The sequence below is a fragment of the Paenibacillus sp. 01T424 genome (assembly GCF_056398745.1).
Genome location: NZ_JBFTPZ010000019.1, coordinates 53,551 through 75,395, shown reverse-complemented (window position 1 = coordinate 75,395; position 21,845 = coordinate 53,551). Strand labels below are relative to the sequence as shown.

The window sequence follows — 21,845 nt, the reverse complement described above, 5'->3', positions numbered from 1 at the left end:
CTAAAGGAACACTAAAGGCTTGATCTTGTTTAAACGGTATTCGCGGCGCCTGACAATACTTCTTGTTTGTCTTTCTTTGCGCCTGTTTTCCTTCTCTTATAAAACGACAAGAAGGCCGATGTAACGGCAATCGACAAGGCAGAGTACAATCCGCTTTTAAGAGGAAATACGGATAGACTAGTGAGGACAACTAGAAAATCAAATGCGAAGTTGGTAATCCCAGGGTTGACGCCATGCTTTTTGTGCAAATAGATGGCTAGTATTGTCGCGCCGCCGAGCGAAGCACCGTTGCGGAATAAGGCGGTAATGCCTGCTCCGATGAATAATCCTCCGACGATCGCTCCGATTAGTGGCGGAATCGTAAAGGCAGGCAAGATATCGTTTATTGCACTTAATGAGGAGAGCAGCGCGATAGCACCAATAGTTTTGAAGGTAAAGGATTTGCCCATGTAAAAGTAAGAGAAAATTAGAAATGGAAGATTGAGCAATAAAAACAAATAGTGGAATGAGACTTGCAGCTGGGGTGATAAGCTTAAAGAGAGTCCTGCTGTTCCTCCAGTTACGATATGTGAATGCTTTAAAATGACTAATCCGCCCACAGTAACGAAGCAGCCTATTGCAATATGAAGCCATTTGCTGATATTTTCCTTCATTTTGTAATCCAATATGCGTAACATCTCACATGCACCGCCTGCTTAAGTTTGTTACTATAAGAATACAAAACAGCATCAATTGTATATATGATAAACAGAATGAAATTGATGTGAATTTATATAACATTGAACGAATTTTTATTGTTTTTCCTGCAAAATGAAGGAGGTTGTGATCATGGATCAATTGGATCGTATGCTTCTCCAATTACTGCAGGAGGATGGCCGAATAACGGTGAGTGAGCTGTCCAAACGATTGTCTCTCAGCCGCCCCAGCATATCTGAGCGTCTGCTGCGCTTGCAGGAGAAAGGCATCATTACTGGATTCGGCGCACGAGTATCGCCTGCTGCTATCGGCAGAAACATACAGGTCATCATTCAAATGAGCGAATTGAAAGTATTTCCGATGGAGTTTGAGAAGCGCATCATGAATGATGATGAAATTATAGAATGCCACCGGGTAACAGGAACGGTCAGCTATATTCTGAAAGCAGCGATAACGGGGATGGATGGTCTAAGCGAGCTTGTAGAGAGGCTTATGCCTTTCGGCAATGTCAACACGTCGGTCATTCTCTCTTCGCCTGTAATGAACAAAACTATACTGCCTAAGGAATAAACAATTAACAGAGTAAAGGGGACGTATAAGATGGAACAAACGAAGACACTAATTGAAGCATATAATCAAGCCAGCTATCCGTTAATCGGTCATGGAAAGCGGAATGTACAGGTTCTCAAAGAAGCGCTAGAGCAGTGGGACGCAGAGCAGGATAGCGATATGTACGGCAATGGAGCGATAATTGAGAATTTTGAGGAAAAGATGGCTAAACTGTTAGGCAAAGAATCGGCTGTATTTTTCCCCAGCGGTACAATGGCTCAGCAAATTGCGCTTCGTATATGGTGTGACGAGAAAGGAAATAAGAAGGTCGGTTATCATCCTTTAAGCCATCTGGAGATTCACGAGAAAGACGGCATGAAAGAGCTGCATCATCTTGAAGCTGTACTGTTGGCGGATGTAGAAAGGCCTGTCCTTCTTCATGATTTGCTTGGTCTAGAGGAAAACATCGCTTGTTTGCTGCTGGAGCTGCCGCAGCGCGAAATTGGCGGACAGTTGCCGGAATTTGCAGAGCTCAAGGCTATGTCGGCATTTTGTCGGGAGAGAGGAATTAAGCTTCATCTGGATGGTGCGAGGCTGTTCGAGATTCTTCCGTATTATGAAAAGTCTGCTCAAGAGGTTTGCGCGCTCTTCGACAGTGTATATATTTCGTTCTATAAAGGAATTGGCGGTATTGCAGGAGCGATATTAGCCGGAGATCGCAGCTTTACAGAGGAATCGAAGATTTGGAAAAGACGCCACGGCGGTGATCTCATCAGCTTATATCCTTATATTATTGCTGCAGACTATTACATGGAGCGGCGACTTCCGCATATGAAGAAGTACTACAGGGAAGCGCAGGAGCTTGCTGCATTATATAACGGGTGCGAGGGCATGAAGACTATCCCGGAGGTGCCTGTTTCCAATATGTTTCATGTTCACTCGACAGCACAGAAGGAGCAGCTTGATTCAATCCTAATCGATATCGCTGGGAAAACAGGTATCGGTTTGACGCAGTCTGTCCGTGATAAAGGAGACGCTGGCTCCTATTTTGAGGTTAACATTGGCGATCGGTATGATGCGGCTCCTAAAGAAACGCTTTTTGAAGCATTTCGATTGCTGGACAATAAGCTGCAACAGAAAGGTGGGAGGGAATAGCATTAACACTTTTAACTCGATTATGTCTGCACAACATGCTAAGTTATAAATAGTGGAAAATGAGATAATTTCTGATAAAATTCTCGTTTGTTTCATTAGGCATAAGTGCAGAGGGGGAAATGAGGATGGAAAAGAAGCCGTGTTTAGGTTGTCAGCTGGCCAATCATGAATTAGAGACTCAAACCGTATACGAAAATGAATGGGTGACTTGTCTTCTAGATATAGCACCGCTTAATGAGGGTCATCTGCTCATACTCCCTAAGAAGCATTTTCATGATGTCGATGATTTAGACGAGTTAACCGCTAATGAAATTATGAAAACATCTGCGATGCTGGCAAGGGTGCTAAAGGTACATTTTCAGCCAGACGGTATAACGATTATTCAAAATGGCGGAAAATTCAACGATTTGACGCATTATCATATGCATGTGTTCCCTCGGTATGATTCGGATGGGTTTGCTTGGGTGGAGCCTGTTGATTTTACACATGCAAAGGAGCGTTTAAGCGAAACACGAGAGAAGCTGCTAGTGGCAATCCATGATGTTAGCACATAATGTGAAATGAGGCTAAAGAAGGAGTGATCCATTCTGAAAAAAATCATTTTACTAATTGTTTGCTGTTTCCTTGTATTTGGTGGTTCTTATGTCTACTCGAAAGCGAAGCCGCCTTTAACAGCACAGGCGTTCTCTTCAACAAACGATAGACAAATTGTTTTAGTGATAGTCGGGAATAAAAGTTTGGTTGGATCTATCGATATTAATGAAGTATTAATAAATGATGGCGACGTGCCTGAGCGAGTCAAAATACAAGTTAGCAGTCCTGCTAAAGGTTTTATTGTAACCGACCGCTTCGATGAGACGGAAGAAAAGGATTACTCATTTAAGGATCTGAATGAAGTGACCATTCCAACAGGAACATCCCCGCAGGCACAGACGGCCAAAGAGAATAAAGGCAAAGTCACAGATGCGGATCATACCTATGCCCTAACAATAGGGGATAAGCAAACGATTGAATCGGTCACGATCAAATATAACCACCTCGGGATTTCGCATAAAATAACGATTTCGACGATAAAGGTTCAATGAGCTATACTACGTACAACATAAAGAATGATTAACGAGGTTAGTTTTTGATGAGGCTAAACGTTGGATAGCAATAGGGGTTCCAATTTATAAAATAGTACAGAGGAGGTATGTATTCATATGAAATATTCCTTTTGTGCAGGAGCGGCTTCTGTGGGATGTATCATGTTGAGCTGCCTTTTATTGTTTTGGAACCCTTACACGGAAATACGGGTGAGTCATAAAACGATTCTTATCGTGTTTATGATGTTGATCCTTCCAGCTTGTATAGGAATTTTAGCTGCAATTGTGAGAAACCGAATGTTAATGCTAGTGGTACTCATCTGGTCGCTGCCGTATGGCATTTATTTATCTGTAGCATCTATACCGAGTATTTGGAATCTCTATGCAGCGGTACTCATTTTATATGTCATTTCCCTAATAAGGAAAGAAACCGCATATAAAGGGGCATTATAAAGCAAAAAAAGACATGAAAGGACGAGACGAAACAATGGAGAAAGCAAATCAAAAAATTAAAACATTTTTTATGTTTGAAGGCAGAGCGGAGGAGGCTATGAACTTCTACACTTCATTATTCGATCAATCCGAAATCATAAGCATCCAGCGATACGGAGCGAATGAGACAGGCCCTGAAGGAACCGTGATGAAAGCTACATTTTCTCTAAAAGGACAACAGTTTATGTGTATCGATAGCGGCGTCAACCATGGCTTTACGTTCACACCTTCAATATCTTTGTTCGTTACCTGCGATACGGAAGAGGAAATAGATCAGGTTTTTGAAAGCCTATCACTTGAGGGCAGCATACTCATGCCGCTTGCCGCTTATCCGTTTAGTGAGAAGTTTGGCTGGGTTTCAGATAAGTTCGGCGTTTCATGGCAATTAAGTCTTGAGAAAAGCTGATTGCTCCCTATTCCCCATCCGTTTCATGCAAATTGGGAAAGGCTGAAGCAGGCAAGAGAGAGATTCCAAGAACGTAGAGTTGAAATTCAACATATTCTGTACCCTGTGCGTTACATATGTGCACATATGAATTCTGAAGTCATGTTTACTTTTGATTCACAGCTATTTAAACAAACATGGCATAATGAACAGCCCGAAAGCGCTCGCTTTAGAGTTTTACCACTTCGCAAATCCCAAATTTCCCGAAGAAGTTGATGTTTACATTCCAACTCATGAATAGTGCTGATGCAGAAGATAGTGGACATAATCCACCGTCTTCTGCATCTCGCTAGCGCAGCTTCAAGTTTGAAGCAGCTATAGCATCTCAACCTTTAGGTCAGGGAAACGACCTTGCAGATCTGCTAAACGATCTAGTAGTGCTGCCTTATCAAATGGATATTTAAAAATGTCCGGATTCGGCTTAAAGGTAATGCTTGTGCCTGTTTCCTTCGTCATGCCTAAGACAAGCAGTTCACTTTGCGGTATGCCATGTTTAAAGTCTTGACGAAATACTTTTCCATCACGGCGAACCTCTACAGAAAGCTGTTCAGACAAAGCGTTAACTACAGGCATGTTTATGCCTTTTAACCCTTCGGAAGCTACAACGGATGCGCTTTTATTGTAATGCCCAAGCTCCGTAAGCACGGTTTGTACTGGAGTTGTCTTCGACTGAGGGAAGGCTTGAATCGGAATGCCTCGACCATTATCAGAGACGGTAATACTTGTATCGCTGTGAAGGACGATATATAGCTCCGTACTATAGCCTGCTTGGTGCTCCAACACCGAATTATCAATGACGGACCATAAAAGATGATTCGGATCGTACCCCTCTTTATTTTCGCCTAAATACTCTTCAACGTTGTTTCTAGCCTCAGTAAGCTCCATATAATGGCTCGTATCGAGCAGATCAGTAATAGCGGTCAACAAAAGCAGCAGCGGAAGCGTTCGATGAGCAGGCAGAGAATACTTGCCTCCACGTTCCTCTTGAACCAAAAGGTCAGCCCCGAGTAAGGCTTTGGTATGGTGGTAAAGCTGCCCCGTAGTTCCCAGGTTTAGTCGTTCTACGATATCTGAGCCGGAGAGAGGCTCCAGCAATACAGCAAGCAGGATGTCGAGCCGCTGCTTATTTCCGAGTGCAGCCAAAATTTTTGCTACTTTATCGGTGTCAAGACCAAGTAAGTGATGGACTTCTTGCTGCCTAGGGTCCCACCTGAAGCCATTGTGCCCGCGATATTGCCCGGAATAAAAGAGGCTGCCTAAATCATGCGGGACTTCATCGTTTAATGAGTTCTCATTTAAATTCATGGTTAATGCTTGTTTTGGAGAAGGACGAGTATTAATGACCTGAGTTAACATTTGTTTGAGCTCGTTCATCTCTTTGGTAAGTAGATCAAGCTCAGTTCCGTAGTCTCTAGAAGCGGTCAAACGGCATCACCTCTTAATATTATTGTTTTACGTAATTACGTTATACGATAAATTTAACATAAGTTCAGTGAATTGTAAACAATGACCAAAAACTTTATGGTACGATGAACAAATATTTTAATAGCAGGCCTAACATTTAAGGGGGTAAAGCATTGTTTTCGAAAAAGAGGCATGTGAGGATAGATTGGGAATGCTCCATTGAGGACGAAACAGATGCTCGCGTCTGTGTTTATGTCACATTTCCAGATTACTCCCGGTGGGTAGCTAATTTTTATACGGTAAAATGTATCGAATCCATCCGTAACGATCGGCTGAGCAGAGGGGACAATACGTTCGTCTGTTCAGAAGAGAATTTGATTATTGTCGATCAAGTAAGTCGAGCACATATTGAGAAAATTATTGATGAGAGTATTGAACAAAATACATTCGAGTATTTATTTAAATATTTTGGCTGGGTTCATGCACCGAATGTTAGACAATATCCTGGCGGTTTCTTCGAAAGCAAGGGCACTATCGATCCGATTATAATCAGCAGCCAAGCGAGCACACTACGCGAAATGTTGGAGCATGCCAGCGACGAATTAAGAGAGGTGATCAAACAGTTTCTGTTTGGCGAATGGCAGGCGAGGATCGAGCATCTTAAGCTGATACCCAAACTTGAAGCTAAACATATGAGAGTGGCTCAGGCAGAGCTTGAGGGTCGTGACATGAAGCGCGAGTGGGAAGACATTTTTGCAGAGGGTTTGGATGCCCAAGAAAAGACGAACATTTATATGGAACAATATTTATGGCATGTTTTCAGCTATGCAAAAAAATCATGCTTAAGCGATGAACAAGCGGTAGAAGCATTCCGTAATGAGCCTAAAAAGGCATGTTATGTCTTCTATCAGCAGCATGATTTAGTGTTGCTGATAGAAGATGCAGCGCGTTTAATGCCTGAGGATGTGGAAGGCGAGCAGGACATCTATATTGTAGATGAGCATTTTAAGTGGACCTATGTGGTAACCCATGAGTCTGAATTAGGGCCTTATTTTGTTAAGGCACAGTATACTCGCTAATCGTTACTCCAGGATCAGAGCCGTATTTCATGGTTTCGCCAGAGATCGAAATTTCCTTTACTTCATTGCCCAGTTCATCTACTAATACATGCCTAATGCCTCGCACAGGCCGAGGACTGGACGTTTTATAATTACCATTTTCCGAAATGTTAATTACTTCATATCCTTTTTTCTTAGAGATAGGTGGAGAGCTTGAATCGCCAAAATGAATGACAACAGTGCCATGAAAGCTTTGCGGAATGTGATGGATAACTGGTCTGCTTTTCTCAACCTCTGAGACCAGCATATTGATCGGCAGGTATATGATTACAAGTGAAGCAAGCAAGAAGATGAGATAGCCCTTCTCTTTTATAGCAACAAGAGAACCTACAGAAAATACGATTGCAGAGCTGGCAAATAATAAAATAAACAGTCCGAACTCAGGAGAAAAGAGATCCTGTATTCCCCATATTCCTAAGCCCATCATAACGGTAACGGAAGCTGCGGCAATGATACTTAGAACAATCAGCAGGGCAGTGCGCAGAAAAATAACCGACTTTCTCCAGCGGAACATCAGGGTGTAAAACGGGAGAATAAGGAATAGATACGAAGGAAGCGTCCAGCCGATTAGCTTGCTCGAATCACTTCCGAGGCTCTGATCGTACACAAGCGCCAAATATCCTAAATAGGCGAGTACGCCTGCAAAATAGCTGGCTATAGCAACTAAAACGTAAAATAGCTTTTGTTTCATGGGGACAACACCTCTTCTGTGTGTATGGGAGCTTTGTACCCCTAAAGCATAACGTTATACTGAATATCGCAATAGTTCTATCTTTTGTAGTACCGACCTCACGAAGCGCTTGGAGCAAGTACATCTCCAATAATTATTAGCCGCAAATAAGGAGGAAGTAACATGAAACGTATCCTTTCAGGAATAAAACCAAGTGGGGAGCTTAATATAGGCGGTTATGGAGGTGCCTTGCATCAATTTGTGAAAATGCAGCATGACTTTGAGTGCTTTTTCTTTGTGCCGGATCTTCATGCGGTGACTGTTCCTCAGGACCCTAAAGAATTATTTCAGCGTTCAAAGGACATTGCCGCATTTTATATTGCTGCTGGAATTGATCCTAAAAAGGCGACGATTTTTATACAATCGCATGTACCTGCTCATGTCGAGCTGGGATGGATAATGGAGACTCAGGTTCACTTTGGAGAGCTGAGCAGAATGACGCAGTTCAAAGAGAAATCAGATGGGAAAGATTCTGTCAGCTCTGCTTTGTTTACGTACCCTGCCTTGATGGCAGCGGACATTCTCCTTTATCAAGCGACCCATGTTCCTGTCGGGGAGGATCAGAAGCAGCATTTAGAGTTGACTAGAGATTTGGCTGCGCGATTTAATAGTCGTTTTGAAAAAACATTTGTAATTCCTGAACCAATCATCCCCACTATTGGCTCCCGTATTATGGGGCTTGATGATCCAACTAAAAAAATGAGCAAGAGCAACCCCAATAAAAATAGCTACGTGCTGCTACTTGACTCGCCAGCTGATATTCGTAAAAAGCTCGCAAGAGCTGTTACCGATTCAGAAATGTCTGTGCGATATGATTGGGACAATAAACCTGCGGTCAGCAATTTGATCGAGATCTATGCGGTGTTCTCAGGAGAGTCCACCGAGACGATTGAAAGGCGTTACGAGGGCCAAGGATATGGCGGGTTTAAGAAGGATTTAGCCGAGGTTGTCGTCGAGAAGCTAGTACCTATACAAGAGAGATATAGAGATATTATCGATTCAGATGAGCTGATCCGTATCCTTAAAGAAGGAGCGATGAGAGCCTCGGAAACGGCTCAAATAACGCTTGTTCAAGCGAAACGCGCCATGGGATTCGTAACCTTTTAACCGAGCAGATTTTGATTGCGGGTAGAGATCAAAATCAACAGGAAAATCTCCAGTTAATTTTGCGATTATGCCCGTATATTCTGAATTAGAAGGAATTTGTACCGTTAAATCAATGGAAATGGGCTGTTTCCTAAAATACTGCCTAGATTAGCGGGAAGATTTCCCGTTAAATTGGTTTTTATCAGAAAAGAGCGAATGATAGCGGGAGAAATTCCGGTTAGTTGGTTTCTCTGAAAGCCTATAAGGCAGGACGCCGTCTAGAATGAGTGGATTGGGATGAGTGAGTTACCAATATAGTAATGAAAAACGGCCAATCCCGCATCTGCAGCGGGATTGGCCGTTTTTTTTATTTCCTCCTAAGCGGCTTACACTTCTTTGCGAGTGAAATAAAGTAGGCCAATTGCAAAAAACAAAACAAAGCTGCTCGTTATCGTAATGAGCAAGTTTTCTAAAGGGAGCGCAAAAGCGCCGAAATTGTCGCCTTCGAAGCTTAGCATCGCGAGCATTGGTTGTGCCCATGGGTAGAAGGGAGCGAAACGTTCAGAATTAACGATAAGCATATTAGGCAGCGTAAGCATCACATTAATGACGAGTGGAGCGGCAAAGCTGCTCCAGCTTACAGATACGAGCAGCTGAAGCGCGGCAAGCGGGAGACAGGCAAGCCAGCCGCTGCCAACTCCTTTCAGAAGCATTGCCCATGGAAGCGGGCCGTCGATGCCTTGATAGGTCGCTGCAATAATAACTGCTCCTAGAAACAAAAGCTGCGTTATGGCAAGGAGAACAGCAACTACACTGAATTTGGCGAAGTAGAGTCCGATTCTAGACACAGGCAGCGTAAGCAGCTGCTTCCAGCCTCCTCCTACATGCTCGTATCTGCATACGAAAGCGGACAGAATGCCCGTTAATATTGGTAAGAACAGCATGGCGTGGAACGAAGCCATTGAAGCAATGAGCAGGGCATATTGAGCGGACGCATCCGGCGAATCAAACGATATTAACATGCCGAGAGCAAGTGACAGCAGCGAGCTGAGCGGGATGAGTATCCAAATAAACGTTTTGAATAACTTAATCCGTTCCGCAGCGACTAAACGTAGGAAACCCATCATTTCAATTCACATCCTTTTTGATGAAATGAAAGGCGCCAACAAGTAGAAGGATGCACCCGAGCAGAAAGCCTCCACCAACGAATAGCTCTCGCTGCGGATCCATATAACCTAGCATCGGCCAGTTTAACGGCAGCAGCTTTGACCAATCCTTTGAAATCAGGCCTGTGAATATGGAGCTGATCGCGATCAACACGCCAAACGTAATAGGAATGGCTTGATTTTTCATGGTCATGCAAAGCCATACAAACAGCGCAAGCACCGGGAGCGATGCGATAAACGGCAGGAAGCAAAGCCGCAAAATATCGATTACTGGCATCTCTTTAAGCCCGAATCGCAACGATAAACCAAGCGCAGCGGTTCCTATCGCCAGCAAAACACATGATGAGAGCAGCAACAGGAAGCTTAATGCAAATTTGGAGCGGAACACGGCACCCTTGGAAATAGGAAGGGCGAGCAGCTGCTTCCACGCATTTGTGTTATGTTCGATATTTGCTAGCAGGGAAGAGACAAGTGTCACTCCAAGGAATAGCGAGATTGGAACAAACATTTGGATGTCCTGAAGCAAGACCTCCCAGAGTCTCCCTGCATATCTGTTCGTTAAATAATCATAACGAAGTCCGTAATTAAGAGCTTGCATAGCGATCAATCCGATAGGGCCAATAAAGATAAGAAACCATAGCCCCTTGCCGCGTATTTTCAAAAAATCAGCTGAAAGTGCTTTGAGCATCATAGCTTACCCTCCCCGACAATTTGCAGGAAGAGATCCTCCAGTGATTTGCGTTTCTCCTCGACACGGTAGATAGAGTGGTCTCGCTCTACGAGATTTTTGACAATGCGTGCAAGCGCAGGGTTATCGGTATGCTCCAGCATAATGGCGGAACCATTTTGTACAGCGCCCACACCTTGCCGCTGCAAGGCAGCAAGTGCTAGTTCTGGCTCAGACACGACCAGCGATATTGTGCCTTGTGCCTGTGCATGCAAATGGCTGATCGTATCTTGGAAGACGAGCTCCCCCTGACGAATAATACCGACGGTTCCTGCTGTAAGCTCGACCTCGCTTAACAAATGACTGGATATAAGGACGGTAATGCCGTGCTGCTTAGGCATTTCTTTAATTAATTCACGAATTTCCAATATGCCGGATGGATCTAGTCCATTTGTCGGCTCGTCGAGCAGCAGCAGCTCTGGGCTGCCAAGCAATGCGCTTGCGATACCTAGTCGCTGCTTCATCCCAAGCGAGAAGCCTTTCACTGGACGCCGCGCTTCCTTGGCCAGTCCAACGATGTCGAGCACTTCAGCAATTTTGGATACAGGAGCACCGAGTATGCGGCGAATAGCTTCTAGGTTGTCGACGGCGCTTAAATGGCCATAGTACGAAGGGTATTCAACGAGCGAGCCGACTCGGCGCAATATAGATAACCTTTCCTTGTTCAAAGATTTCCCGAAAATATGAACCGATCCGCCCGAGGGCTGGATTAATCCGAGCAGCATGCGGATTGTCGTCGTTTTACCAGCGCCGTTCGGTCCAAGGAAGCCATAAATATCACCTTTTGCAATTTTTAAATTCAGATTGGACACCGCATAACGCCCTTTATAACGTTTGCTTAGTCCTTTCGTTTCGATTACCCATTCATTCACGTTAATCACCTCATTACTTACATTAACGGGTGAAGGTTAAACGAAGAGCTCCCCAAGTTTAAATTTTGTTTAAAAAAATTAAAATCAATTTGAATAAATGTATATGGTCGTTCCACTAGCTTGGGTATCCCTATGCCATTCGAGCTTCATTTCTTTCAGAAGATAATCGACAATGGCTAGCCCAATGCCTGCACCTTTGCCAGTCGGAGAAGCCTCTAGCCCGTTGCCATGATCGTGAATAACGAGCGCAGATTGGCCTTGGTAGCTCTCTATGGAAATGCCGATGTATTTGCCGCCGCTCGCATGCCTCGTTACATTTTGAAATAAATTATCCAGCACGCGGCGGAAACCTGCCTTATCGACAATACGGAGCATAGCACCATCAGGCAGCTCCACATCAGCGACGATACCTTCCTGTTCCCAAAGGGGATACCAAGACGCGGCGCTTTCACGAACTAATCGCAGCAGATCCAGTGGCTCCAGCTTAAGCGGATAGCGGCCGCTTGTCATGAGCGTGTAGGAAAGCAAATTTTCAATGAGGCTGTCTAAGCTGGTTATTTTTTGCTCCATTTGCTTCACAGCTGCTTTCGCATTCAAGCTTAATGATTCCTTATGCAAGGAATACAGATGGCTGTTCATGACGGTTAATGGTGTCCTCAGATCATGCGACAGGCTGGCGATGAGCTGCTTGCGAAGCTCTTCCTCTGCACGCTCGCGCTCCTTGCTCTCTTTAAGCTGTTCAACCATCTGATTAAAAGCGGTCTCCAGCTGCCCAATCTCATCATTTTTCTTAATAAGGATTGGCATCGGAAGACCGTTGTCGCCATGCAGCGTCATCGCTGATTGCAGACTGAGCAGACGTTTGCGAATGTGCCGGAAGAACAGCAGCGATATCATGAAGAAAAAGGCGAACATAATAAACAGAAACGCCAAATAAAAGGGTGTGCCTGAACCGATCGGCTTATCGAGCTGAATGATGGAGCGCTGCAGCTGCATCACCATAAACCCAGGCTCCTTATGGTTCGCCCCAAGGAAGGACACGACCGTAAAAGGATCGCTGTCGATGCTTGCTTTCATAAATTGAATGGAGCTGGCAGGCGTCCACTGACTGGGCAACTGCTCTTGTACGGGAAGCTGCAGCCTTGTTGATCCAGCAGAGTCAACCCAGAAGAGGGAAGCCTCGGGGTAAGTTTGTTTTAGCTCGTGCAATTTTTTGTCGATTTGAGCGGGATCCTTCTCTGTTAACTCAGCAGCCTGATTATGCCATATTGTGGTTAATTCTTTTCCGCTGCCATACTTTAAATAGTCCATATTAGCGGTTTGTGTATTTTCTTGAATAAGCATATAAAGAATAGAAGCTACCGGAAATATGATCGGAATAAACAGAAAAGCAAACAAAATAATAAGAAGGTAGCGAGACAACAAGGTTTGGCGAAACTTCATGCCTCCCGCGTGTGGTTTGGGCATCTTCATGCGCGCACCCGATAGCCGATGCCGCGTACCGTCTCAATGATTTCAGGAGCAGCGGGGTTTCGTTCGATTTTTTCCCTCAAATAACGGATATGAACCATCAACGTTTTATCTCCATCAATAAAGGATTCTCCCCATACAGCCTCATAGATTTGCTCTTTCGTAAGCAGTTGTCCCAAATGGCGAAGCAGATAGCTGAAAATGTGAAACTGCTTGCCTGTCAGCATAATTTCTTCCCCGGTCTCACGGTTTTCCACCCGGTTTTGCTGCTCATAGACAAGCAGATGCTTAATAGCCAAAGGTTCAGCAAGGCGTGCGCCTGACCTGCGAAGGAGCACTTCGATGCGTGCGGTCAGCTCGTCGGGATGAAAAGGCTTGGTGAGGTAGTCGTCAGCGAACTGCAGCCCTTGCAGCTTATCATCGATGGAGGTACGCGCTGAAAGCATGAGAATCGGGACATCCGGCGCCGCTTTTTTCAGACGTTGTCCAATAGTAAAACCATCGAGACCCGGCAGCATAACGTCTAGGATGACGAGTCTGCAGCCTGCAGCGGCCTCGAGTGCATGCTCGCCATTTTTTAACCATTCAACCTTATAGCCTTGCTCTTGCAAATGCTGTGAGACAAAGCTTCCGATTTCGATATCATCTTCAATATATAGCAGTGATGCCGTCATTTTTATAAATTTCCTTTCGTTCATTCATTTTGATCCCTTATTTTAGCTGTTCTGCTTCGATTATACGGCAGAGCTTGGCGGAATGCATACCATAAAGCAACGTTTGATGTGAATCAGCAATAGGAATTTATTTGAAAATAAAGAAAGGGACCTAGCCGACAACGGCTAGATCCCTTTCTATTCATTGCTTGGTCAGCCCTTGCTTCCAGGCTCCCGTGCTTTCTTTCCTTTTTCCCACCTAAATACTTTGTTTAACACTTTGAATACCCACTTTGACTCCTTAGTCAGAAGTGGTCCCAATATCGCCAGAATGAGTACATACAAGGCAGCGAATGGCTGCAGGAGCTCAAGCAAGCCGCCTGCTTTGCCGAGGTTCGCCATAATGATGGAGAACTCGCCGCGAGATACGATGGTCAAACCTATATTAGCCGATGCCTTCGGCGTTAAGCCAGCACTTTTACCGGCTAACATGCCTGCCAAGAAGTTACCGAATAGTGTAACGGCAACCGCACCAAGTGACAGCCATACGGCTCCGCCAAGTGCGAATGGGTCGATGGTCAGTCCGAAGCTGAAGAAAAATAAAGCGCCGAAGAAGTCACGGAAAGGCAAAATCATATGCTCAATCCGCTTCATATGAACAGTCTCAGCTAGTACTAAGCCTACAAGCAAAGCGCCGATCGCCTCAGCGACGTGAATCGTTTCGGAGAAGCCTGCTACGAGGAACAGGAAGCCGAATACGAGCAGCAGAAACAGTTCATTCGAGCGAATATTGAGAATTTTGTTCAGGAGCGGTGCAGCCTTCCTGCCGATAATCAAGAAGAGCAGCATGAATCCTAATGCATAGGAAGCAGACAGGAGTACTCCGCCTAAAGATGACGAATCACTGAGCACGAGTCCGGATAGCACGGAAATATATACAGCAAGGAAGATATCCTCGAACATAATGATGCCGAGAATCATTTCTGTCTCCGGGTTGGCAGTCCTCTTTAAATCGACGAGCACCTTCGCGACGATAGCGCTCGATGAGATCGTTGTAATGCCGGCGATGACCATGGTTTCCGCTACAGGGAAGTCGTTGATCCAGCCAAATAATAAGCCAAGTGAAAAGTTGATCAGAATATAGATCGTTCCGCCTACCGCTATTGAGCGACCCGATTTCATTAATCGACCCACAGAAAATTCCAGACCTAAATAGAACAGGAGGAACAGCACACCTAGCCGCCCCATGAATTCAATTAGTTCTGCACTATGAATAAACCTAAAGTCCAGTATGCCTACGTGCGGAGCATGTGGACCTACGGCCATGCCGATTAAAATATAAAACGGGATGACGGAAAATCGAATTTTTGCAGCTAACAGCCCGACTAAGGCGATGAGTATAACAGCAAGACCGATCTCCAGCACCATGTGATCCATAATTAACGGCTCCCATTTTGCAGCATCAGCTTAAGTAGCTTCAGATGCTGGCGTTCACCTGCAACGATGAGGGTAGTATCTGCTTTGAATATATAGTCGGGGCCGGGATTAATATGTTTTGCTTCCTTCTCAACCGCAGCGATAATGGTCGCTCCAGTCGTTTGGCGAATATCGGCCTGGCCGATTGTTCTGCCAATGCATGCGGCGTTTGGTTCAATCTTGTACCACTCAATCGTTAAATCATCGAGTGCGACTTCAATCGTTTCAAGCGCTTTCGGCTTGTAAGTCATACCGCCAATGATGGCAGCGACTTGTCTTGCTTCTTCATCCTCTAGGGTAACCATGGAAATGCTATCATCTGGATCCTCATAGTCAAAGTGATACATCTCACGGCGTCCGTCATCATGAATAATAATGACAAACTTATCGCCGCTCCTCGTCATAACTTGGTACTTTCGGCCAATGCCGGGCAGATCGGATTCTCTAATATTCATTGTGTATGCCTCCTCATTTGTTGTTAGTATACGAACAAAATGAGAGGATTAACCAACGAAATGGGAAGTGAATTTAATCGGAGTCATGAGCAGATCGCGCAATCTCTGTCGATAAGTAGTGACGAGTGCGGATAGGGTTGTGGAACGCCAATAAATAAGCATGAGAGCATGCATATAGGCGGCAACGAGTGCGTTTTCAGGTAAAAATGTTGTGGCAGTGGTGCTCTGTTTGCGTACGGTTGACGTCGCATATTTGGCTGCCGTAGTAATGCGGCTTGCACCAGCTGTTAACTCAAACATATTGCCTGCTTGGTAGGCGAACAGCGCTGCGAGCAGCAGCGGAACAATAAGGAACAAGTTCATTAAATGCTTGCGGCTAATGCGACTGAAATCATGTATGCCATTGTTCATCTGTCCACCTCCAAAAGATTTCGTTAATATAAGTATAACTTATAAATTGAAATTTAAAAAGGCGATGTTACATATTAACAAAGAAAAAAAGATTATTGCCCTCTATTCCCAGCTGTTTAATGAATTGACGATAAACCATAAGCGTTATAAAATAAGTAAACGATTTTTTTAGGCGAATAGTACGTAAAAGAGAGAAAGAAGGTTGAAATGGATGGGAGCAGAAGTGAAACAATTGTCACCGCTCGTACAAACGCTTGGTTTGAAGGAGCATATCGAGGGCGGCTGGTACAAGGAAATTTGGAAGGCTGGTTTCACAATACCGCAGGAGGTGCTTGGAGCTCCTTATTCAGGACCACGCTTCGCAGCATCATCAATTTATTTTATGCTTCATCCAGGTGAGTTTTCAGATTGGCATAAGGTTTATTCAGACGAGCTGTGGATGTGGCATTCGGGCAGTCCATTAATGCTTACGCTTGGCGGTACCGAAGATTCGCCGGAAACTAGAAAAGAAATTATTGTTGGACCTGATGTGCTGGCAGGTCATCAGCCGCAAGCATTAGTGCCGGCTAACGAATGGCAAATGTCCCACCTGCTAGGGGACGAGCCTGTACTCGTTTCATGCGTTGTAGCTCCGGGTTTCCATTATGATGATTTCCAGCTCATTAAGCGATAATTACGATCATTAAATAAATGTTGAAGAGCCATCCGAGGAGTGAAGTTTCTTTCCCGGATGGCTCTTATTTTGCAATTAAGAAGCTTCGTACGTGGCCTATTATGATCAAAGGAACGAGGCTGGCTAAAAGATCCGGTGGCTCCAGCCGTTAAGCTTGGCGAATGCCTCTACGAAGTAGTAGTCTCCGTAAATAAGTGATACGTTGATGTTGGCGTTTTCAGGCTTATGTCCGGTGCCTTGGAGAAGAATTGCTTCATGGTCCGGATTGTCCCAGGTCGCATAATTCACGCTTAGTGAATACAGGATTCTCTCGGCAGCCGCGTTATAGATTCGGCGTTCCGCGGATGGAACCAGCTCGGTAAGTTCGAGCAGGCCGGATGCTGCGATGGCGGCAGCGGAAGTATCGCGCGGCTCATTTTCTATGTTTGCTACGCGAAAATCCCAATACGGCACATCGTCTTCCGGCAGGGCGGCGACAAAGTAATGCGCTACCCGCTTCGCCGCGTGCAAATAACGCTCAAGCCCGGTGCATCGGTAAGCAATCGCTAGGCCATAAAGTGCCCAGGCATTGCCTCGGCTCCACGCCGAAGAGCTGGAAAAGCCTTGACCGCCCAGCGGTTCTATAAACGCGCCTGTCTCCGGATCAAAAGATAAAATATGACATACCGAGCCGTCCTCGCGAATGGCGTAACGGAGGAAGGTATCCGCGTGACGTATCGCGATATGCTTGTAACGCGGGTCGCCTGTCGTGCGGCTTGCCCAGAACAATAGGGGGATATTCATCATGCAATCAACAATGGCCCAGCCGTAAGCCTCTTGCCCGTTCCACGCACGAATAAACTCGCCATTCACGTTGAAGCGGCCCGCTAGGAAGTTTGCCGCCTCCAAACCGATTCGCAGACCTTCCTGATCGCCCGTTAATTCGTATTTGATGACAGCAGTCGGCAGAAACTGAAAGCCCACATCGTGATGCAATTGTACCGGATACTCGCAGAAGCAGCGCTCCAGCTTGGCGTCCCATTCCCAAGCAGCTGCCTTGAATGACTCTTTCCCTGTTGCATCATGCATAACCCAGAGCATGCCGGGCCAGAAGCCGGACGTCCACCAGTTATCTTCTGTGTTGTCATAGATGCCGTTGGTTTTTGCCACATGAGGCGTTTTATCTCCAATTTGGTTTATCATGCGCTCTACCTTTTCGGTTAATTGCACCAATATTTTTTCTTTGTATGCCTGATTCATTTTGTAGTAAGCCTCCTCGTTGACCCATGATTGTGGTTAAGCTGCTTGCTATCATTATAGTCTCTGACAAATGGACAAAGTTACGCTACAATGGTTAAAAATGTTGTTCTGTTGACTTGTTGAAATGAAGGGGTGCAGTCAGTGAAGGGGACGCTGTTTCAGGAAATGGACTACGGGGGATTGTCTTTTCTTTGGTCATACCGCAACTGGTCGCAGCAAGATTTCGAGGGGTATTACCACTTTCATAGGGGTTTTGAGGTGCTGGCTGTGCATCAGGGACACGGCATGGTTACCGTTAATCAGAAGACGTACGAGCTTAAGCCAGGCATGCTGTTTTATTTCGAGCCCTATCAGCTGCATAATGTTTATGTGGAAGTGGATGAAAGCCGGCCATATGAACGCAGCGTCTTTCATTTCGACCCTGTATTTATGAAGGGCTACTTAAGAACGTTTCCGGCTCTTTATGACGTCTATAAACGAATGCTTCAAGGGCTTATCGTTTTGCAGGGCATAGATATGATCGATTGCAATGAAGAGTTGAATGCCGCTTGCTCCGCATTCCAGAATGGCCTACTCGCTTCCTCCGCCAGCAGCAACGAAGAGCAGAGCGCGCTTTATTTGTTAAAGGTATTGTCGTTAATTAAACGAAAGGTTATTCCGGGGCCCGAGCAGGAGGAGCATATGAAGCCTATTCGCCAATCGGAACGTGTTATGGCATGGATTGAAGATCATTACGGGGAGCCCTTCCAGCTGGAGCTGCTTGCGGACGAGCTCCATATGTCAAAATCTTATTTGTCCCGGCTGTTTCGGCAAGAGACGGGTAGCAGCATTACCGGTTATTTGACAGCCCGCAGAATGCAGCAGGCTTGCAGTCTGCTTCAAACGACGAACAAATCCGTAGAAGTGATCGGCGAGCAGGTAGGGTTTACGAGCACCTCTTATTTTATAAGCCTGTTCAAACGGATTATGGGCGTATCTCCGCATCAATACCGCCTAAGGCTGTAGCGGGGAGCAGCGGCAATAGAATAGATGCATCGTTCCAATTAAGGATTCTCTGCCTTGCGAAGCTGGTTCCGAACGCGGTATTTGCTGGGACTGGTGTGAAAATGATTCCGGAAGGCGCGGCTAAAATAAGGATAGCTGTGAAACCCGGAGGCTTCGGCGATATCTTCCAGTTTCATGTCGCTATATAGAATTCTCTCCGAGGCAATAGACAGCCTGATCTCAATGACATAACGCATTGGAGATTGACCGAACGCTTGCTTGAACAAGTGGGAGGCTGTCGATACGCTGATGCCATAACGTTCGGCGATATGGGTCAACGTCAGCGGATCGGTAGCATGCTTCTCCAAATACTGCTTCATTTTGTAAGGAATGTTGAGCTCAGGCCTGGAGGCCGCCGCCATCTTTACATACCTCTCGATAGTTAGACATAAAACTTTGATCAAAGCGTCCATCATTTCCGCATTATCCCCATGAATATTCCGCTTCTCATAAATTAGTTTTCTCCACAATGCCAAGAAGTCTTCCGCCGTATCCAGATGAACCTTGCTTGGAAAATCATTCCTGATGCACCACTGCTGAGCCCATACTCCGCTGCAGGATAAGTAGTAATCGGCACTCTCAATTAGCTGAGAATCTTCAGTGTCTTTATCGGCCTCAACCACTAATCGGTAGTATTCCCCTGGCTTGCGGATGATCAGATCACCGGGCTGTACAACATATGTCTCATCATTAATCTCGACACGGCATGTCCCTTTTACCTGGAAGCGCAGGAGCAAGCGATTGTCGTTTGTGCCTTTTTGCAAGGAGCCGGTGAATGGAGAAGTATGATGAGAATAACCGATCAACAGGCAATCGATCCACGATGCGTCCATCATTTGCTGCCACCTCCAAGTGAGTAAACTATTTCTACTATCATAAATGTTGCAAAATAAGTCAACAAGCAGAGAATCGGATATTCACTTCTAAATCAGTTGTCACTATACTGGGGATTAATGAAGTGAAGGGAGATGGTAGTTTGTTGAAGGATAAGATTGCGGTTCAATTGTATACGCTTCGCGAGGAATGCCTTGCAGATTTCCCGGGAGTTCTTCGTAAAATAAGTCAAATTGGCTATGGCGGCGTACAGTTTGCGGGCTTTCAAGGCTATGACCCACAGGAACTCAAAGCGGTTTTGGACGAAGTTGGATTGAAGACCGCAGGCATGCATGTTGGTTACCATGACATTGTTGCGAACACAAGCAAAGTGGTCTCGGACGCCAGGCTGTTTGGCACAAGGGATATTATTTGCCCGAGTATTCCCGCTGAGCTGCAAAATGAAGGCGGATACAAACAACTGAAGAAAGATTTAAATGGTATTGCGAAGCAGCTGAAGGGTGAAGGCTTCCGAATCAGCTATCACAATCATGCTTTTGAATTTGAAACGGTGATAGAGGGGCAGGATGCGCTTTCGTACTTGCTTGAGGCTGGTGCAGACAATGAAATCCTTGCAGAGCTGGATGTATATTGGCTTCAGAAAGGCGGTTTTGAGCCTGCATCATTCTTCAAGCCCTATGCGGACAGGATGCCGATTATCCATATGAAGGATATGACCGCAGACGGTGAGCAGGCATTCGCGGAAATCGGTACAGGATCGATTGAATTCGAACCGATTATTCGCTGGGGAGAGGAGAATGGAGTCGAGTGGTACGTAGTAGAACAGGATGTTTGCAGAACAGCACCGATGGGCTGCGTGCAAACTAGCTTTACCAATCTATATCATCTAATGTCAATTCTGCAACCCAATGCTCGTCCGAACATCAAACGATAACGGCGCTTCTCAGCTGAAGCGCCGGATGGTTTGCCCGTTATGGAAAGGGCCGGCAATACGGATATGCTCGCAAGGCTCGCCATTGTTGGCGAGGCGCCACAGCATTTTGTCAGCCGCTTTATATCCGGTCTCCTTGATCAGAAGCTGGGGGCGGCTTAAATGCGGTAGCGCCGCCACCGGTCCGTTGGCCAAGCCGACTAAGGAGATGTCCTCCGGGATGCGATAGCCGAGAGAGGTAAGGCTGTCATACAGCCTTACGATATCTTCATCGATGCCGGCAATGATTGCTGTTGGTTGGCTGCTGCGCAGCTTGTCGATCAGCATACACTCGTCCCAAACGTCTGTTATTTGCAGTTCTGCGTCATAATCCAACTGAAGCTCACCCATCATTTCCTCAAACGCCTGCCATCTTCTTGTATACCCCCGCTGGCTGTGAATATCTCCTACATACATAATACGGGTATGGCCAAGCTGCGCAAGCCGGTCCACGGCCATGCAGACGGCTTCGAACACATCCCAGATTACGCTGTCGATTCGGGAAAGTGGTCTCGGATAATTAATCAGTACCTTGGGTAAAGGCAGCTCGAACAGCTTGCGCTCCGTGGAGTCCGAGAGCAGCCGGGGCGCGATGAACAGACCGTCCGCCGTCGGCAAATTAAGCTGCTCCATCCAGTCCGAGAATGCGTGATCCGGCACATCCTCATCCAGCACATAACTATCCAGTCGATGCTCCAATTGATCGAGCCTTTCTCTTATCCCCTCTGTCAACAATACGTTGTAATTCATAGATTGCCGGGATTGTATCAATACAAATCGAAACTGGAAGGTAGGATAGGGCGTGATGCCGCGGCTGACCATCTCACGTGCCTGAGATACAGTCAAATAGCCGCGTACGAAGGCTGTTCGAATAATGCGGCTCCGCGTTTCCTCGGACATGCCGGCTCGTCCGCTCAGCGCCTTGGATATGGTCTGAATCGAAAGACCAAGTTCTTTGGAAAGATCGTGCAGAGTAATCGATTTACGAGTTCCCAATTTCAAAACCGCCTTCCTCTTTTCTCCGTTTGGTTAGGGGATGCGTACGTAAAGCTATCGTCCACGCTAACGCTCGACAGTTCTATTTTAAACTAAAGT

At 45.7% G+C, this 21,845-nt stretch carries 25 protein-coding genes; 11 read left to right on the top strand and 14 right to left on the bottom strand.

Features of this window, described 5'->3' with window-relative positions; translation table 11 throughout:
• Positions 1-29 precede the first annotated feature (29 nt).
• Entirely contained in the window at positions 30-677 is a 648-nt protein-coding gene (locus tag AC1DPK_RS16070) for a YitT family protein (RefSeq protein WP_477510957.1), read from the bottom strand.
• Positions 678-828: 151 nt separating this feature from the next.
• Between AC1DPK_RS16070 and AC1DPK_RS16065 the strand changes: the two genes are divergently transcribed.
• The 6 genes from AC1DPK_RS16065 (at position 829) to AC1DPK_RS16040 (ending at position 4,383) form a co-directional block, all read left to right on the top strand.
• Entirely contained in the window at positions 829-1,266 is a 438-nt protein-coding gene (locus AC1DPK_RS16065) for an Lrp/AsnC family transcriptional regulator (RefSeq protein ID WP_477510956.1), read from the top strand.
• Positions 1,267-1,296: 30 nt separating this feature from the next.
• Entirely contained in the window at positions 1,297-2,400 is a 1,104-nt protein-coding gene (locus tag AC1DPK_RS16060) for a threonine aldolase family protein (protein ID WP_477510955.1), read from the top strand.
• Positions 2,401-2,525: 125 nt separating this feature from the next.
• Positions 2,526-2,954 (top strand): HIT family protein, encoded by a 429-nt coding sequence (locus tag AC1DPK_RS16055; protein WP_477510954.1) that lies wholly within the window; start codon positions 2,526-2,528, stop codon positions 2,952-2,954.
• A 183-nt stretch (positions 2,955-3,137) separates the two neighbouring features.
• Complete coding sequence (locus tag AC1DPK_RS16050) at positions 3,138-3,485, top strand: hypothetical protein (protein ID WP_477510953.1); 348 nt, start codon at positions 3,138-3,140, stop codon at positions 3,483-3,485.
• A gap of 117 nt (positions 3,486-3,602) precedes the next feature.
• Complete coding sequence (locus tag AC1DPK_RS16045; RefSeq protein WP_477510952.1) at positions 3,603-3,938, top strand: hypothetical protein; 336 nt, start codon at positions 3,603-3,605, stop codon at positions 3,936-3,938.
• A 34-nt stretch (positions 3,939-3,972) separates the two neighbouring features.
• Positions 3,973-4,383 carry a VOC family protein gene (locus AC1DPK_RS16040; protein WP_339206440.1) on the top strand — a complete coding sequence of 137 codons (411 nt, stop codon included), beginning with the start codon at positions 3,973-3,975 and terminating at the stop codon, positions 4,381-4,383.
• A 354-nt stretch (positions 4,384-4,737) separates the two neighbouring features.
• On the opposite strand, the gene AC1DPK_RS16035 is transcribed toward AC1DPK_RS16040, so the two are convergent.
• Positions 4,738-5,847: an ATP-binding protein gene (locus AC1DPK_RS16035; protein WP_441910533.1), complete on the bottom strand. Its 1,110-nt coding sequence runs from the start codon at positions 5,845-5,847 to the stop codon at positions 4,738-4,740.
• Positions 5,848-5,999: 152 nt separating this feature from the next.
• On the opposite strand from AC1DPK_RS16035, the gene AC1DPK_RS16030 reads away from it, so the two are divergent.
• Positions 6,000-6,905 (top strand): DUF4275 family protein, encoded by a 906-nt coding sequence (locus AC1DPK_RS16030; RefSeq protein WP_477510951.1) that lies wholly within the window; start codon positions 6,000-6,002, stop codon positions 6,903-6,905.
• Here the strand turns inward: AC1DPK_RS16030 and AC1DPK_RS16025 are convergent.
• Complete coding sequence (locus AC1DPK_RS16025) at positions 6,883-7,635, bottom strand: DUF6843 domain-containing protein (protein WP_477510950.1); 753 nt, start codon at positions 7,633-7,635, stop codon at positions 6,883-6,885. The two genes, AC1DPK_RS16030 and AC1DPK_RS16025, sit on opposite strands and share 23 nt — an antisense overlap.
• 162 nt (positions 7,636-7,797) lie before the next feature.
• Between AC1DPK_RS16025 and trpS the strand changes: the two genes are divergently transcribed.
• Entirely contained in the window at positions 7,798-8,781 is a 984-nt protein-coding gene (gene trpS / locus AC1DPK_RS16020) for a tryptophan--tRNA ligase (RefSeq protein ID WP_477510949.1), read from the top strand.
• Positions 8,782-9,146: 365 nt separating this feature from the next.
• Here trpS and AC1DPK_RS16015 read toward each other — a convergent pair whose 3' ends face one another.
• From AC1DPK_RS16015 to AC1DPK_RS15980, 8 genes are all read right to left on the bottom strand, one after another.
• Positions 9,147-9,887: an ABC transporter permease gene (locus AC1DPK_RS16015; protein ID WP_076268437.1), complete on the bottom strand. Its 741-nt coding sequence runs from the start codon at positions 9,885-9,887 to the stop codon at positions 9,147-9,149.
• Between the two features lies 1 nt (position 9,888).
• On the bottom strand, positions 9,889-10,617 hold the full coding sequence (locus tag AC1DPK_RS16010) for an ABC transporter permease (protein ID WP_477510948.1): 729 nt from the start codon (positions 10,615-10,617) through the stop codon (positions 9,889-9,891).
• The gene (locus AC1DPK_RS16005; protein ID WP_441910529.1) at positions 10,614-11,525 is read right to left on the bottom strand and encodes an ATP-binding cassette domain-containing protein; all 912 of its coding nucleotides are present in this window, start codon (positions 11,523-11,525) and stop codon (positions 10,614-10,616) included. Before AC1DPK_RS16005 ends, AC1DPK_RS16010 begins: the two co-directional genes overlap by 4 nt.
• Positions 11,526-11,609: 84 nt before the next feature.
• The gene (locus AC1DPK_RS16000) at positions 11,610-12,992 is read right to left on the bottom strand and encodes a HAMP domain-containing sensor histidine kinase (RefSeq protein WP_477510947.1); all 1,383 of its coding nucleotides are present in this window, start codon (positions 12,990-12,992) and stop codon (positions 11,610-11,612) included.
• A 2-nt stretch (positions 12,993-12,994) separates the two neighbouring features.
• Complete coding sequence (locus AC1DPK_RS15995) at positions 12,995-13,669, bottom strand: response regulator transcription factor (RefSeq protein ID WP_076268628.1); 675 nt, start codon at positions 13,667-13,669, stop codon at positions 12,995-12,997.
• A gap of 192 nt (positions 13,670-13,861) precedes the next feature.
• Complete coding sequence (locus tag AC1DPK_RS15990) at positions 13,862-15,085, bottom strand: cation:proton antiporter (RefSeq protein WP_076268433.1); 1,224 nt, start codon at positions 15,083-15,085, stop codon at positions 13,862-13,864.
• A 2-nt stretch (positions 15,086-15,087) separates the two neighbouring features.
• Positions 15,088-15,579, bottom strand: coding sequence for a cation:proton antiporter regulatory subunit (locus AC1DPK_RS15985; protein WP_339206454.1), 492 nt, complete (start codon positions 15,577-15,579; stop codon positions 15,088-15,090).
• Positions 15,580-15,627: 48 nt separating this feature from the next.
• Entirely contained in the window at positions 15,628-15,990 is a 363-nt protein-coding gene (locus AC1DPK_RS15980) for a hypothetical protein (protein WP_477510946.1), read from the bottom strand.
• A 211-nt stretch (positions 15,991-16,201) separates the two neighbouring features.
• Here AC1DPK_RS15980 and AC1DPK_RS15975 point away from each other — a divergent pair, with 211 nt between their 5' ends.
• Entirely contained in the window at positions 16,202-16,663 is a 462-nt protein-coding gene (locus tag AC1DPK_RS15975) for a cupin domain-containing protein (protein ID WP_477510945.1), read from the top strand.
• A 123-nt stretch (positions 16,664-16,786) separates the two neighbouring features.
• Here AC1DPK_RS15975 and AC1DPK_RS15970 read toward each other — a convergent pair whose 3' ends face one another.
• On the bottom strand, positions 16,787-17,902 hold the full coding sequence (locus AC1DPK_RS15970) for a glycoside hydrolase family 88 protein (RefSeq protein ID WP_477510944.1): 1,116 nt from the start codon (positions 17,900-17,902) through the stop codon (positions 16,787-16,789).
• A gap of 141 nt (positions 17,903-18,043) precedes the next feature.
• On the opposite strand from AC1DPK_RS15970, the gene AC1DPK_RS15965 reads away from it, so the two are divergent.
• Positions 18,044-18,907 carry a helix-turn-helix domain-containing protein gene (locus AC1DPK_RS15965; protein ID WP_477510943.1) on the top strand — a complete coding sequence of 288 codons (864 nt, stop codon included), beginning with the start codon at positions 18,044-18,046 and terminating at the stop codon, positions 18,905-18,907.
• Between the two features lie 38 nt (positions 18,908-18,945).
• Here the strand turns inward: AC1DPK_RS15965 and AC1DPK_RS15960 are convergent, their stop codons facing one another.
• On the bottom strand, positions 18,946-19,782 hold the full coding sequence (locus AC1DPK_RS15960) for a helix-turn-helix domain-containing protein (protein ID WP_477510942.1): 837 nt from the start codon (positions 19,780-19,782) through the stop codon (positions 18,946-18,948).
• Positions 19,783-19,922: 140 nt separating this feature from the next.
• Here AC1DPK_RS15960 and AC1DPK_RS15955 point away from each other — a divergent pair, with 140 nt between their 5' ends.
• Positions 19,923-20,714: a sugar phosphate isomerase/epimerase family protein gene (locus AC1DPK_RS15955; protein WP_477510941.1), complete on the top strand. Its 792-nt coding sequence runs from the start codon at positions 19,923-19,925 to the stop codon at positions 20,712-20,714.
• Positions 20,715-20,723: 9 nt separating this feature from the next.
• Here the strand turns inward: AC1DPK_RS15955 and AC1DPK_RS15950 are convergent, their stop codons facing one another.
• Positions 20,724-21,752: a LacI family DNA-binding transcriptional regulator gene (locus AC1DPK_RS15950; RefSeq protein WP_477510940.1), complete on the bottom strand. Its 1,029-nt coding sequence runs from the start codon at positions 21,750-21,752 to the stop codon at positions 20,724-20,726.
• Positions 21,753-21,845 lie beyond the last annotated feature (93 nt).